This window comes from Streptomyces sp. NPDC020731, from assembly GCF_044334705.1.
In the GTDB taxonomy this organism is placed as follows: Bacteria; Actinomycetota; Actinomycetes; order Streptomycetales; family Streptomycetaceae; genus Streptomyces.
The window spans coordinates 14,893-28,118 of the sequence record NZ_JBIRTN010000018.1; the positions used below are offsets into that span (position 1 = coordinate 14,893).

General features: G+C 71.4%; 12 protein-coding genes and 1 pseudogene. 4 read left to right on the forward strand and 9 right to left on the reverse strand.

What is annotated here, in order from left to right; translation table 11 throughout:
* Nucleotides 1–43 precede the first annotated feature (43 nt).
* On the forward strand, nucleotides 44–922 hold the full coding sequence (locus ACH4VX_RS25895; protein ID WP_398370497.1) for an SDR family oxidoreductase: 879 nt from the start codon (nucleotides 44–46) through the stop codon (nucleotides 920–922).
* A gap of 79 nt (nucleotides 923–1,001) precedes the next feature.
* Nucleotides 1,002–1,574, forward strand: coding sequence for an FAD-dependent monooxygenase (locus tag ACH4VX_RS25900; protein WP_398370498.1), 573 nt, complete (start codon nucleotides 1,002–1,004; stop codon nucleotides 1,572–1,574).
* A 1-nt stretch (nucleotide 1,575) separates the two neighbouring features.
* On the opposite strand, the pseudogene ACH4VX_RS25905 reads toward ACH4VX_RS25900, so the two are convergent.
* The 5 genes and pseudogenes from ACH4VX_RS25905 to ACH4VX_RS25925 form a co-directional block, all read right to left on the reverse strand.
* Nucleotides 1,576–1,818, reverse strand: a pseudogene (locus ACH4VX_RS25905) (type II toxin-antitoxin system death-on-curing family toxin); the annotation flags it as partial.
* Entirely contained in the window at nucleotides 1,815–2,009 is a 195-nt protein-coding gene (locus tag ACH4VX_RS25910; RefSeq protein WP_398370500.1) for a hypothetical protein, read from the reverse strand. The gene ACH4VX_RS25910 and the pseudogene ACH4VX_RS25905, both read right to left, overlap by 4 nt.
* A 406-nt stretch (nucleotides 2,010–2,415) precedes the next feature.
* Nucleotides 2,416–3,744, reverse strand: a complete 1,329-nt coding sequence (locus tag ACH4VX_RS25915; RefSeq protein ID WP_398370501.1) for a class I SAM-dependent RNA methyltransferase — start codon at nucleotides 3,742–3,744, stop codon at nucleotides 2,416–2,418.
* A 67-nt stretch (nucleotides 3,745–3,811) separates the two neighbouring features.
* Nucleotides 3,812–5,857, reverse strand: coding sequence for an APC family permease (locus ACH4VX_RS25920; protein ID WP_398370502.1), 2,046 nt, complete (start codon nucleotides 5,855–5,857; stop codon nucleotides 3,812–3,814).
* 269 nt (nucleotides 5,858–6,126) lie between these two features.
* The gene (locus tag ACH4VX_RS25925; protein WP_398370504.1) at nucleotides 6,127–7,053 is read right to left on the reverse strand and encodes an adenosine kinase; all 927 of its coding nucleotides are present in this window, start codon (nucleotides 7,051–7,053) and stop codon (nucleotides 6,127–6,129) included.
* Between the two features lie 236 nt (nucleotides 7,054–7,289).
* On the opposite strand from ACH4VX_RS25925, the gene ACH4VX_RS25930 reads away from it, so the two are divergent.
* The gene (locus ACH4VX_RS25930) at nucleotides 7,290–7,961 is read left to right on the forward strand and encodes a TrkA family potassium uptake protein (RefSeq protein ID WP_085572081.1); all 672 of its coding nucleotides are present in this window, start codon (nucleotides 7,290–7,292) and stop codon (nucleotides 7,959–7,961) included.
* Nucleotides 7,961–8,629 (forward strand): potassium channel family protein, encoded by a 669-nt coding sequence (locus ACH4VX_RS25935; RefSeq protein ID WP_398370506.1) that lies wholly within the window; start codon nucleotides 7,961–7,963, stop codon nucleotides 8,627–8,629. The genes ACH4VX_RS25930 and ACH4VX_RS25935 overlap by 1 nt, the downstream gene beginning before the upstream one ends.
* Nucleotides 8,630–8,705: 76 nt before the next feature.
* Here the strand turns inward: ACH4VX_RS25935 and ACH4VX_RS25940 are convergent, their stop codons facing one another.
* The 4 genes from ACH4VX_RS25940 to ACH4VX_RS25955 form a co-directional block, all read right to left on the reverse strand.
* A complete protein-coding gene (locus tag ACH4VX_RS25940) occupies nucleotides 8,706–9,470 on the reverse strand; it encodes a DUF3159 domain-containing protein (RefSeq protein ID WP_398370508.1) in 765 nt (254 codons plus the stop codon).
* 3 nt (nucleotides 9,471–9,473) lie between these two features.
* Complete coding sequence (locus tag ACH4VX_RS25945; RefSeq protein WP_073930701.1) at nucleotides 9,474–9,872, reverse strand: OB-fold nucleic acid binding domain-containing protein; 399 nt, start codon at nucleotides 9,870–9,872, stop codon at nucleotides 9,474–9,476.
* Between the two features lie 99 nt (nucleotides 9,873–9,971).
* Nucleotides 9,972–10,652 (reverse strand): response regulator, encoded by a 681-nt coding sequence (locus ACH4VX_RS25950; protein ID WP_398370509.1) that lies wholly within the window; start codon nucleotides 10,650–10,652, stop codon nucleotides 9,972–9,974.
* The gene (locus ACH4VX_RS25955; protein ID WP_398370511.1) at nucleotides 10,649–13,201 is read right to left on the reverse strand and encodes an ATP-binding protein; all 2,553 of its coding nucleotides are present in this window, start codon (nucleotides 13,199–13,201) and stop codon (nucleotides 10,649–10,651) included. The genes ACH4VX_RS25950 and ACH4VX_RS25955 overlap by 4 nt, the downstream gene beginning before the upstream one ends.
* Between the last annotated feature and the right edge of the window lie 25 nt (nucleotides 13,202–13,226).

A 13,226-nucleotide genomic window follows, 5' to 3' on the forward strand; every position in this document is an offset into this window, starting at 1 on the left:
TACGTTGACGGGACCAAGTCCCATCACTGGAAAAGAGCGACTCATGCGAGTTTTCGTCACCGGCGCCTCCGGCTGGATCGGTTCCCCCGTCCTGCGCGAACTCCTCGCCGCCGGACACCAGGTCGTCGGCCTCGTCCGGTCGGACTCCTCGGCGCGTGCCGTAGCGGCGGCCGGGGGAGAGCCGGTCCTCGGCGACGTGGCGGACCTCGACGCCGTGACCGCACTGACCCGCGGCGTCGACGGCGTCATCCACCTGGCGTTCGACCACGACTTCTCCCGGTTCGAACAGTCGGTGAAGGAGGAGGGGGAAGTGCTCGGGGCACTGGGGGCGGCGCTGGCCGGTTCGGGAAAGCCCCTGGTGGTGGCGTCGGGAACCCCGGCGGAACCCGGCGTTCTCGCCACCGAGCGCAGTGACTCCGCCGGGGACGGTCCCGCCGCGGTGCGCGTGGCGAACGCCCGCGCCGTGCTCGACCTCGCCCGGCACGGCGTCCGGTCCTGCGTGGTGCGGCTGCCCCGGTCCGTGCACGGCGAGGGCGACGCCGGTTTCATCGCCCAGCTCGTCGCCATCGCGCGCAGGGACGGCGTTGCCGGCTACGTCGGCGACGGGTCGCAACGCTGGCCTGCCGTGCACGTGCTCGACGCGGCCCGGCTGTTCCGCGCCGGGCTGGAGGACGCCCCCGCCGGATCGGTCCTGCACGCGGTCGGCGACGAAGGCGTACCCATCCTGGCCGTCGCCCAGGCCATCGGCAGGCACCTCGGTCTGCCCAGCGCGTCGCTGCCCGCCGAGACCCTCGGCTTCCTCGGCGGCCTCCTCGCCGTCGACCAGCCGGCGTCGAGCGCCTACACGCAGGACCTGCTGGGCTGGTTCCCCCGCGAGCCCGGACTCCTGGCCGACCTGGAGGCCGGCCACTACTTCCGCTGACCGCCGCCGATGGCACTGATTTCATTCTCACGCGCACGGCCGGAACCGGCACATGCGCCAACAGACATGAGCAGCACTGGTGAATGAGTTCGTCACCGAAGACCCCGACGTGGTGATCGTGGGAGCAGGCCCGGTCGGTCTGATGCTGGCCGCCGAACTGCACCTGTCCGGCGTGCGGCCCCTGGTGGTCGACAGCGCGCACGAGCGCGCCCGGGAACCCAAGGCGGGCGGCATCGTAGGACAGGTCGTGAGGCTGCTCGACCACCGCGGCCTGTACCAGCGCATCACCGGGGACACCGAGGCACCCCGGCCGCTGGAGGCATACCTCTACGGCGGACGGACGTCTCGTGGTCACGAAGCACTATCCGCCGCAGTTCAAGGGGGACGCGGTCGCGCCGTACCGGGCGCGGCCCGAGGCGACGATCGGGCAGGTTGCCCCGATCTGGGGATCAATCCCGAGACGCTGCGGAGCTGGGTCCGGGCGGCCGGTGCGAGCCGGCCGCGGGGGCGCCGGGCGGAGGTGCCGGCGGAGCCGCCGACGCCGTTGGAGACGGGGAACGCCGCTCTGCGGAAGAGGGTCCGTGAGCTGGAGGAAGAGCGCGAGATCCTGCGGAAGGCGGCGAAGTATTTCGCCGGGGAGACGCGCTGGTGAGCATGGCGAGCCAGGCAGTGCGCTTGTTGCCATCGATCAGCGCGTGATCTCGGGCAACCGAGTGCAGCAGTGCCACCCCCTTCTCGTGCAGCGTGGGATACGGCTCGGCCCCGAACACGTCGGTCCGGGGCCGTCCGATCGCTGACACCAAAAGCCCTATGTCACGCACGCTGTGCTCGGTACCGTTGACCGCGCGGGCGATGGCCAAGATCTCGTCGATCTGGATGTAGCGGACCTCGGTCACTTCAGGTAGTCCAGGATCTCCGCATCGCTGTCCATGAGTTCGGCCAGGACGTCATCGACCTTCGGCTCGGCCCGATTCTGGGCGTCCCTGATGGCCTCAATGGCGAGTTCCTGCTTGCTTCGGCGCTCGCGACGAGCACGCCCGGTGAGCTTCGCGTCGAGGTCGTCGGGGAGTCGGAGCGTCATCGCCATACAGCAAATGACACCTGACTGGTATCTGGGCGGCGAGGTGATACCAGCCACTTAGGGCCTCGGATCACGACGCCACGCTCTGCCGCTTGGACTGCCATGCACTGGGTTGCAGGGAGCCGGGGACCGGGATGGCAGCTCGCGCCGCCGCCGGGAGGAGTTCCTCATCCTCGTGCCGAGGGCCCGGTACGCACGGCCCCATGCCGGAGAGGTCCGTGAGGTTGAGACTCCCGATTCGAGCGTCATGTGAGCGTCAAGCATCTCCGAACGAGCCCTTGAAGGCGCCCCCGGCGTAGGCGCCTCCCTCATGAATTAGCAGGTCAGGAGGCTACGAGGAGCGAGTCATCCGCTCGACCCGCTGCAAGGAGGGAAACAGGTCGGTGACCCACCCGATCCGCATAACCGCAGGTCAGGCAGTCTTCTTAGCCGGCTCCAGAATCGCCACGCACTCCACATGATGCGTCATCGGGAACAGGTCGAACACCCGCAGAGTCCGCACCCGGTACCCCCCGTCCCGGAAGTACCCCAGGTCCCGCGCCAGCGCCGCCGGGTCGCAGGCCACGTAAGCGATCCTCCGGGCACCCAGGGACGACAGGTGTTCCACCGTCTTCCGGCCGGCGCCCGCGCGGGGCGGGTCGAGGACGACCAGGTCGACCTCCGTGATCCCCGTGCGCGGCAGGACGGACTCGACCTTGCCCTGTTCGATGCGGACGCGGGGGAACACCTCGAGGTTGTGGCGGGCGTCCTCCACCGCTCGCTTGCCGGACTCGATGCCGAGGACCGCGCCCTCCTCGCCGACCCGGTCGGCCAGGGCGCCCGCGAAGAGGCCGACGCCGCAGTACAGGTCGAGGGCCATGTCGCCCTTGCGGGGCAGCAGGCCCTGCATGACCGCGGTGACCAGGGTGTCCGCGGCCTGCGGGTGGACCTGCCAGAAACCGCCGCTGCCGACCCGGTGGGTGCGGCCGTCGGCACGTTCGCGGACGAAGGGTCGGCCGTGGACGCGGTGGATCTGGCCGGAGCGCTCGTCGACGCGCATGACCGAGACCGGGCGGTCGAGTTCGACCAGGGGGAGGCGGGCGCCCGGCTTGGGGGTCAGGATGACCTGGCGGTCCTGGGAGCCCGTCGCGGCGATCGCCTCGACGGAGTCCATGCCCGTCCAGTCCCGCTTCTCGATACCCAGCTCGCTGACGCCCTCCGCGGCGATCATGCAGTGGTCGATCGGCTCGACCTCGTGCGAGCGGTGCCGGCGCAGTCCCGCGCGGCCGTCGGCCGTGACGGCGTACTGCACGCGTGTGCGCCACGCCGGGACCTGGCCGGCGGGGACCTTGTCGCCCTCGGCCGGCATCACCGTGCCGTCCCAGCCGGCCTCCTCGGGGGTGAGCCCGGCGAGCCGCTGGAGCTGCTCGGCGACGACCTCGCCCTTCAGGCGCCGCTGGGCGCCCGGCTTGGCGTGCTGCCAGTCGCAGCCGCCGCAGCGGCCGGGGCCGGCGAAGGGGCAGGGGGCGTCGATCCGGTCCTTGGAGGCGTCCAGCACCCGCACCGCGTCCGCGCGGAGGAAGCGGGCCCCCTCCTCGCCTTCCGTGACCTGCGCGACGACCCGTTCGCCGGGCAGGGCGTGCCGGACGAAGAGGACCTGGCCCTCGGACGTACGGGCGATGCAGTGGCCGCCGTGGGCGACGGGGCCGACCTCGACCTCGTACTCCTCCCCCACCAGCGATTTCCTCGGTTCTGCCTGCATGGCGGGGTGACTCCACAACATCGAGAGCGGGCGGGCCCCTCAAGGCCCGGGACAACAGCCCACCAGTCTACGTGTGCGTGGAGGAGTCCTTCGCCCGCTCGGCCGGACCGCGGCGCACCGAGCCGGGCGCGACCCAGTCCTGCCGCTTCCGGGCCCGCTTCTTGGCCGCTTCGGAGGATTCCAGCTGATACGGCACCGAGGTCACCATCACGCCCGGCGTGAACAGCAGCCGGCCCTTGAGCCGCAGCGCGCTCTGGTTGTGCAGCAGGTGCTCGTACCAGTGGCCGACGACGTACTCGGGGATGATCACGGAGACCACGTCGCGCGGGGACTCCTTGCGCAGGCTCTTGACGTAGTCGATGACCGGACGCGTGACCTCCCGGTACGGCGAGTCGAGCACCTTCAGCGGTACGTCGATGCCGCGCCGCTCCCACTCCGTGCGCAGCGCCTTGGTCTCGGCCGGGTCCACGTTGACGCTGAGCGCCTCCAGGGTGTCGGAGCGCATCAGCTTGGCGTAGGCGAGCGCGCGCAGCGCGGGGCGGTGGATCTTGGAGATCAGGACGACCGAGTGGACGCGGGAGGGCCGCACCATGTCGTCGCCGGGGGTCTCCGGGGCGGCGATCTCCTCGGCGACGCGGTCGTAGTGCTTACGGATCGCCGTCATCGTCGCGTAGAAGATGCACATGCCCAGCAGCGCGACCCAGGCGCCGTGGGTGAACTTGGTGAGGAGCACCACGACCAGGACCAGGCCGGTGAAGAAGGCGCCGAAGGTGTTGATGGCCCGGGAGCGGACCATGTGGCGGCGCTCGGCCTGGTCCTTCTCCGTGGCCAGCAGCCGGTTCCAGTGGCGGACCATGCCGATCTGGCTGAGCGTGAAGGACACGAACACGCCGACGATGTAGAGCTGGATCAGCCGCGTGGAGTCGGCGCCGTAGATCCACACCAGCAGTACGGCGGCGCCCGCGAGCAGCACGATGCCGTTGGAGAAGGCGAGGCGGTCGCCGCGCGTGTGCAGCTGGCGGGGGAGGTAGCGGTCCTGGGCGAGGATCGAGCCGAGCAGCGGGAAGCCGTTGTAGGCGGTGTTCGCGGCGAGGAACAGCACCAGTGCGGTGGCGGCGGCGAGGATCATGAACAGGAGGCTGCCGTGGCCGAAGACGGCCTCGGCGACCTGGGAGATCACCGGGTCCTGGACGTAGTCCGCGCCGAGCGGGGCGCCGTCGTGGATCAGGTCCTTGGCGGGGTTCTCGGCCATCCGGACGTCGGTGGCGGCGGCCAGCGCGATGATGCCGCAGAACATGGTGACGGCGAGCAGGCCCATCATGGCGAGCGTGGTCGCCGCGTTGCGCGACTTGGGCTTGCGGAAGGCCGGTACGCCGTTGGAGATCGCCTCGACACCGGTGAGCGCGGCACAGCCGGAGGAGAAGGCGCGCAGGAGCAGGAAGACCAGGGCGAAGCCGGCGAGGCCCGGGTGTTCGGGTTTGATCTCGTAGTCCGCGGTCGGCGCCCGCATCTCGTCGCCGAGCACGACCCCGCGGAACGCCCCCCACGCGATCATCGTGAAGACGCCCGCGACGAAGACGTACGTGGGGATCGCGAAGAGCGTGCCCGACTCCTTCACCCCGCGCAGGTTCATCAGCGTCAGCAGCACGATCACGCCGATCGCGCAGGCCACCTTGTTCTCGACGACGAACGGGACCGCCGAGCCCAGGTTCTCGATCCCGGAGGAGATCGACACGGCGACGGTGAGGACGTAGTCGACGAGCAGGGCGCTGGCGACGGTCAGGCCGGCCCTGGGGCCGAGGTTGGTGGTGGCCACCTCGTAGTCGCCGCCGCCGCTGGGGTAGGCGTGCACGTTCTGCCGGTAGGAGGCGACCACGGTGAACATCAGCACGACGACCGCGACGGCGATCCAGGGGCTGAAGTGGTACGCCGACAGGCCCGCGATCGACAGGACCAGCAGCACCTCGCCGGGGGCGTACGCCACGGAGGAGAGCGGGTCGGAGGCGAAGACGGGCAGTGCGACGCGCTTCGGCAGGAGCGTTTCACCCAGCCGGTCACTGCGCAGTGCGCGCCCGATCAGGATCCGTTTGGGCACGTCGGTCAATTTGGACACAGCAGTGGATCGTAAGCCTTCGGACGGGGGCCGCCCAACCACCACCCCACATCCATACGGCATCCATACGGCCTCTGCTCTCCGGGTGAAATCACCGGCTGGTCAGGGTGCGGATTGCGCAGGTCGCGGGAGTTGCATGCCTATATGACTGAGCCCTGCCACAGTCGCCACGCCCCGTGGAGGTCCCATGCACCCGACCCCGGAACTGATCGGCGCCGCGGCCGCCCTCGTCGGCCTCGGCCTCCTCACGCTGGCGAGCGTGCGCAGCATCACGCGCCGCTGACCGTCCCGGGTACGCACCCGGTGACTCCGGCGAGCAGGGCCTCCCGTCCGATGGCGGCCACCCGCGTGGACGGCACCGTGCAGGCGTACGCTCCCGCCACCGCCCCGAGTCGGGCGCAGTGAAGGGCGGGTTCGCCGCCGAGCCGGCCGTGCAGGAAGGCGGCCGCGAAGGCGTCGCCGGCCCCGTTGGAGTCGACGACCGGTGCCGGGGGCTCGGCCGCGGGGACGTGGGTCAGCTCGTCGTCGGCCAGCAGGTACGCGCCCTCGGCGCCCGCGGTGGCGACGACGGCCTCGGCCCGGCCCCGCGCGGCGATCCGGCGCATGACGGGCTCCGGGTCGGTCAGGGCGGCGGCGGAGAGGAAGACGAGGTCCGCGGCGAGGGCGAAGGGTTCGTGGTACGGGTTGACGCCGTCCCAGTCGTGCAGGTCGGTCGAGATCGTCACGCCCGCCTCGCGCAGCACGGGCAGGGCGTCGGCGCAGGGCTGGGTGATGACGACGTGGGCGTGCCGGCTGACGGCGGCCAGCTCGCGCACCGTCTTCTCGGGCAGCCGGTCCGTCTCGGCCCAGCGGGTCGCGTCGTACAGGGAGAGCCTCCGGCCGTCGGGGCCGACCAGATTGACCGCGCGCTTGGTGCCGTACGGCTGCGGTACGGCGGTGAGCGCGATGCCGTGGTCCCGGTGCAGGGCGCGGACGAGGTCGCCCTCGTGGTCGTCGCCGATCAGGTCGAGGTGGTGGGTGCGCAGGCCGAGGGCGCTGGTGCCGAGGGCGACGAAGTCACCGCTCTGTCCCGCGCGGGTGACGATGCCCGGCCGGATCATGTGGCTGTCGGCGAGCGGCACGGGCAGCTCGGGCACGTGCACGATCGTGTCCACGCCCGCGCCGCCCAGGACGAGGACGTCGATCTCGGCACTCATGGCTGGTTCTCTCCTTGCCCCGGGCCTCGGTCGTGCCCGGGTGATGCGGATACGTTGGACCCGGCACGCGAACGCGACGGCCGGGCCCCGGAGGGCGTCGGGACCGCGATACCCCGGCATGATGTTGCCTGGCGGCCCGCACTCAGGCCGCGATGTTTGCCTGGCGAGCCGAAAGAGAGACATGAGCACGAAGGTCATGAAGGTCGAACGGCCTGCAGGAAGCGCGGTGTGACGCGATGCATATTGTCATCATGGGCTGCGGAAGGGTGGGTTCCGACCTGGCCCAGACCCTGGAGGAACAGGGACACACGGTCGCCGTGATCGACCAGGACCCCACCGCCTTCCGCCGGCTGGGCTCCTCGTTCGGCGGCCGTCGGGTCACCGGGGTCGGTTTCGACCAGGACACCCTGCGCGAGGCGGGCATCGAGGAGGCGGGCGCCTTCGCCGCCGTCTCCAGCGGCGACAACTCCAACATCATCGCCGCGCGGGTGGCCCGGGAGATGTTCGGCATCGAGAACGTCGCCGCCCGCATCTACGACCCCCGCCGCGCGGAGGTCTACCAGCGCCTGGGCATCCCCACCGTGGCGACCGTGCGCTGGACGGCCGACCAGATGCTGCGCCGGCTGCTCCCCTCGGGCGCCGAGCCGCTGTGGCGCGACCCCACCGGCGGGGTCCAGCTCGCCGAGGTGCACACCTCCACGGCCTGGGTGGGGCACAGGATCAGCAGGCTGCAGGACGAGACCGGCGTGCGCGTGGCCTTCCTGACCCGGCTCGGCGAGGCGATCCTGCCCAGCTCGCAGACGGTGCTGCAGGAGGGGGACCTGGTGCATGTGATGATGCGCACCGATGAGATCGACCGCGTCGAGGCGGCGTTCGCCAAGGGTCCCGAAGAGGAGGGCGGTCACTGATGAGGGTCGCCATTGCCGGAGCCGGCGCCGTCGGCCGCTCGATCGCGGGCGAACTGCTGGAGAACGGTCACGAGGTCCTGCTGATCGACAAGGCGCCGACCGCCATCTCGGTCGAACGCGTGCCGCAGGCGGAGTGGCTGCTCGCCGACGCCTGTGAGATCACCTCCCTGGACGAGGCGGCGCTCCAGCGCTGCAACGTCGTCATCGCCGCGACCGGCGACGACAAGGTCAACCTGGTCGTCTCGCTGCTCGCCAAGACCGAGTACGGCGTCCCGCGCGTCGTCGCCCGGGTGAACAACCCGAAGAACGAGTGGCTCTTCAACGAGTCCTGGGGCGTGGACGTCGCCGTCTCCACCCCACGCCTGATGTCGGCCCTGGTGGAGGAGGCGGTCAGCGTCGGCGACCTGGTCCGGTTGCTGCGCTTCAGCCACGGCGACGCCAACCTGGTCGAGCTGACCCTGCCGGAGGAGTCGGCCCTGGCCGGCACGCAGGTCGGGGACGTCCAGTGGCCGCAGGACACCTCGCTGGTCACCATCATCCGCGGCACGCGCGTTCTGACGCCGACCCGGGAGGACTCCCTGGAGGCCGGCGACGAACTCCTCTTCGTGGCCGCCCAGTCGCGTGAGGAACAGCTGGAGGACCTGCTCTCGGTCCGCAAGGAGGCGTAAGAAGGAGTCGTAAAAAAAGGGGGCGCCCGGAAAACTCCGGGCGCCCCACTTCCGTACGGATGTACGGAAGTACGGACTACGGCTCGCGGCGGTGACGGCCGGCCGTCGTCGTCTCGCCGTTCTCCTGCGCGGCGGCGGCCTTGCGCTCCTCTTCCGCGCGCTCCTCCGCCTCCATCTCGGCGAAGACGTCGATCGGCGGCGGCGCCTTCGCCAGGAAGACCCACGTCAGGTAGACGGCGAGCAGGAACGGCGGGATCTTCAGCGCGATCAGCACCCAGCCCAGCTGGGTCGTGTCCGCCCACCAGTACAGCGGGAACAGGATCGCGCTCTTCCCGAGCAGGATCAGCCCCCACGCCCAACTGGCCTTGGTGTACGCCTTCTTCCGGCCGGGGTTGCGGGTGCGCCAGGAGAGGTTCTCCTTGAAGACGGGGCCCAGCATCAGACCGATCAGCGGGACGCCCGCCACCGCCGTGACGATGTACGCCAGGGCCAGGCCCAGCGTGTACAGCATGCCCGGCAGGTAGAAGTCCTTGGCGTTGCCGGTCATCATCGCGAAGACCACACCGAAGGCGACACCGAAGACGCCGCTGAAGGCGTGCTTGACGGTGTCCTTACGGGCCAGCCGGACCACGACCATCACCAGCGACACGGCGAGCGCCGCGATCGCCGACATGTGCAGGTCCTTGTTGATCGTGTAGATGCTGACGAAGAGCAGCCCGGGGAGCACCGTCTCGACCATGCCCCGCACCCCGCCGAACGCCTCGAAGAGGGCGGCTTCGGTCACCGCCCGGGCGTCGTCCGCGGATGTGTCTTCGGTTGTCGGCTTGTCGAGTGACGTCACCGGCTACTCCCGTCCGAGGGGTCTCAGTTCGTATTTCGGATTGAACAGCACCCGGCGGCCCCGGCTCATCGAGATCCGGCCCGATGCGATCAGCTTGCGCCCCGGCTCTATCCCCACGATGGAGCGCCTGCCGAGCCACACCACGTCGAGCGCGGCGGAGCCGTCGAACAGCTCGGCCTCCAGGGCCGGAACCCCCGCGCGCGGCCGCAGCGTGACCGTGCGCAAGGTACCAGTAACCGTGACGATCTGCCGGTCACGGCAGTCGCCTATCCGCGTACAGCCGGCCGTCTCGGCGTCCTCACGCAGCTCCTCGGACTCCAGGTCCTCCTGAGACGAGGAGAGCCGGTCGAGCATGCGCCGGAACCGGCCTGCCGGCTTCTCGGATCGAGGAACAGCACTCATATCTGAAGCGTACCGGGGTGCACTGACGGTTACGTACCCCCTGCTGCCCCGGTCCGAACGGGCATGACCCGGCCGACGTCGCGGTGACGCGGCTGACCTTCACTTCTCGAAGCGGTAGCCCATGCCCGGCTCGGTGATGAGGTGCTTCGGATGTGACGGATCCGCCTCCAGCTTCCGCCGCAGCTGCGCCATGTACACGCGCAGGTAGTTCGTCTCCGTGCCGTACGACGGCCCCCACACCTCCCGCAGCAGCTGCTTCTGCGCCACCAGCCGGCCGCCGCCGCGCACCAGCACCTCCAGCAGATGCCATTCGGTGGGGGTCAGCCGTACGTCCTTGCCGCCGCGGTTGACCTTCTTCGCGGCCAGGTCGACGGTGAACCCGGCGGTCTCCACCACCACGTCGCCCCCGTCGCCGGCGGGCTCCGCGCGGCGTACGGCGGCCCGCAGCCGGGCCAGCAGTTCGTCCATGCCGAAGGGCTTGGTGACGTAGTCGTCGGCCCCCGCGTCCAGCGCCTGGACCTTCTCCTCGGAGGCGTGCCGGGCGGACAGCACCAGGATCGGCACCCGGGTCCAGCCGCGCAGCCCCCTGATCACCTCGACGCCGTCCATGTCGGGCAGGCCGAGGTCGAGGACGACGACGTCGGGATGGCGGGCGGCGGCCGTACGGAGGGCGCCGGCGCCGTCGTGGGCGGAGTCGACCTCGTACGAGCGGGCCCTGAAGTTGATCACGAGGGCGCGCACGATGGCCGGGTCGTCGTCGACCACCAGCACACGGGTCATGAGGACTGCCTTTCGGGTTCTGCGGCCGTCGCGGCTTCTTCTGTGACGGCCGGGGCTTCCGCGGCACGCAGGGTGAGCGCCATCGTGAGGCCGCCGCCGGGGGTGTCCTCGGCGTTCAGGGTGCCGCCCATGGCCTCGGCGAAGCCCCGGGCGACCGCCAGTCCGAGACCGACACCGGCCCCGCGCGGGGCGTCACCGTGCCGCTGGAAGGGTTCGAAGATGCGGTCCTTGGCCTCGTCGGGGACGCCGGGGCCGCGGTCCACCACCCGCACCTCGACCCGGTCGGCGAGGGCGCTGGCGGCGACCAGGACGGGCAGGCCGGGGGGACTGTACTTGACGGCGTTCTCGATCACGTTGGCCATCGCCCGCTCCAGCAGCCCCGGGTCCACGGCGACCATGGGCAGGGCCTCGGGGACGTCCAGGGCGACGCTGCCCTCGGGCACCCCGCCGAGCGCCATCGGCACCACCTCGTCCAGGTCGATCCCCCGGATCAGGGGGGTGACCGTGCCGGTGTGCAGCCGGGACATGTCCAGCAGGTTGCCCACCAGGTGGTCCAGGCGGTCGGCGCCGTCCTCGATGCCCTCCAGCAGCTCGGCCCGGTCCTCGGGGGACCACTCGACGTCCTCGGAGCGCAGCGAGGAGACGGCGGCCTTGATCCCGGCCAGCGGGGTGCGCAGGTCGTGACTGACGGCGGCCAGCAGGGCGGTGCGGATGCGGTTGCCCTCGGCGAGGGCGAGGGCCCGGCCGGCCTGCTCGCGCAGCCGGCGGCGGTCCAGGACGACGGCGGCCTGCGCGGCGAAGGCGGCCAGGACCCTGCGGTCCCCGGCGGGCGGCACCCGGCCGGTCAGCGCCAGCGCCATGTGGTCGCCGACCGGCACCTCCACGTCCGCGTCCTCGGGCCGCTCGACCGGGCGTCCGCGCCCTGCCCGGCCGGCGCAGGTCCACGGCTCGACGTCGCCCGCGCGTTCGAGGAGCGCGGCGGACTCCATGCCGAAGGTCTCCCGGACCCGCTCCAGCAGGTCCTCCAGGCCGGTCTCCCCGCGCAGGACGTTGCCGGCGAGGAAGGACAGGATCTCCGACTCGGCGCGCAGGCGGGCCGCCTGGTGGGTGCGCCGGGCCGCGAGGTCGACCACGGACGCCACCGCCGCGCCCACCGCGACGAAGATCACGATGGCGGTGATGTTCTTCGGGTCGGAGACGGTCCAGCGGTGCAGGGGCGGGGTGTAGAAGTAGTTCAGCAGCAGCGAGCCGACCGCCGCGGAGGCCAGCGCCGGCCAGAGCCCGCCGAGCAGGGCCGCCGCCACCGTCAGGGCCAGGAACAGCAGCATGTCGTTGGCGAGTCCCAGGTCCACGGCGCTGAGCAGCGCCGCCACCGCCGCCGGGCCGGCCACCCCGACCGCCCAGCCCCAGGCCAGCCGGGAGCGCCCGAGCCGTGCGCCCCGGGCTCCGGGCAGCCCGCGGCCCTTGGCGACCTCCTCGTGGGTGACGATGTGCACGTCCAGGTCGGGTCCCGAGTCCCGGGCGACGGTCGCGCCGACGCCGGGTCCGAAGACGTACTGCCAGGTCGGGCGGCGCGAGGAGCCGAGCACCAGCTGGGTGGCGTTGGCCCCGCGCGCGAAGGCGAGCAGGTCGGCCGGTATGTCGTCGCCGACGACGTGGTGGAAGGTGCCGCCCAGGTCCTCCACCAGGGTGCGCTGCTCGACCAGTTCCCCGGGCGAGGCCGCGGTGAGCCCGTCGCTGCGGGAGATGTAGACGGCGAGCAGCTCACCGCCGGCGCCCTTCTCCGCCAGCCGCGCGCCCCGCCGGAGCAGGGTGCGGCCCTCGGGACCGCCGGTCAGGCCGACGACGATCCGCTCGCGGGAGCCCCATATCGCCGAGACCTCGTGCTCGCTGCGGTAGCGCTGGAGGTGGGCGTCGACCCGGTCGGCCACCCACAGCAGCGCCAGCTCCCTCAGCGCGGTGAGGTTGCCGGGGCGGAAGTAGTTGGACAGGGCGGCGTCGACCTCGTCCGGCTGGTGGATGTTGCCGTGCGCCATGCGGCGGCGCAGCGCCTCGGGCGTCATGTCGACCAGCTCGGTCTGGTCCGCCCGCCGCACCACCTCGTCCGGTACGGTCTCCCGCTCCCGTACGCCGGTGATCGACTCCACGACGTCGCCCAGCGACTCCAGGTGCTGGATGTTGACCGTGGTCAGGACGTCGATCCCGGCCGCGAGCAGTTCCTCCACGTCCTGCCAGCGCTTGGCGTTGCGCGAGCCGGGGACGTTGGTGTGGGCGAGTTCGTCGACGAGGGCCACCTTGGGGCGGCGGGCGAGGACGGCGTCGAGGTCCATCTCCGTCAGCACGGCCCCGCGGTACTCGATGTCCCGGTGCGGGATCTGTTCCAGTCCGTGCAGCAGGGCCTCGGTGCGCGGCCGGCCGTGCGGTTCGGCGAAGGCCACCACGCAGTCGGTGCCGCGTCCGGCACGGCGGTGGGCCTCGGAGAGCATCGCGTACGTCTTGCCGACGCCCGGTGCCGCACCGAGGTGGATCCGAAGGTTGCCGCGTCCCATGGCCCCATTGTCTTCCGCCGTGCCG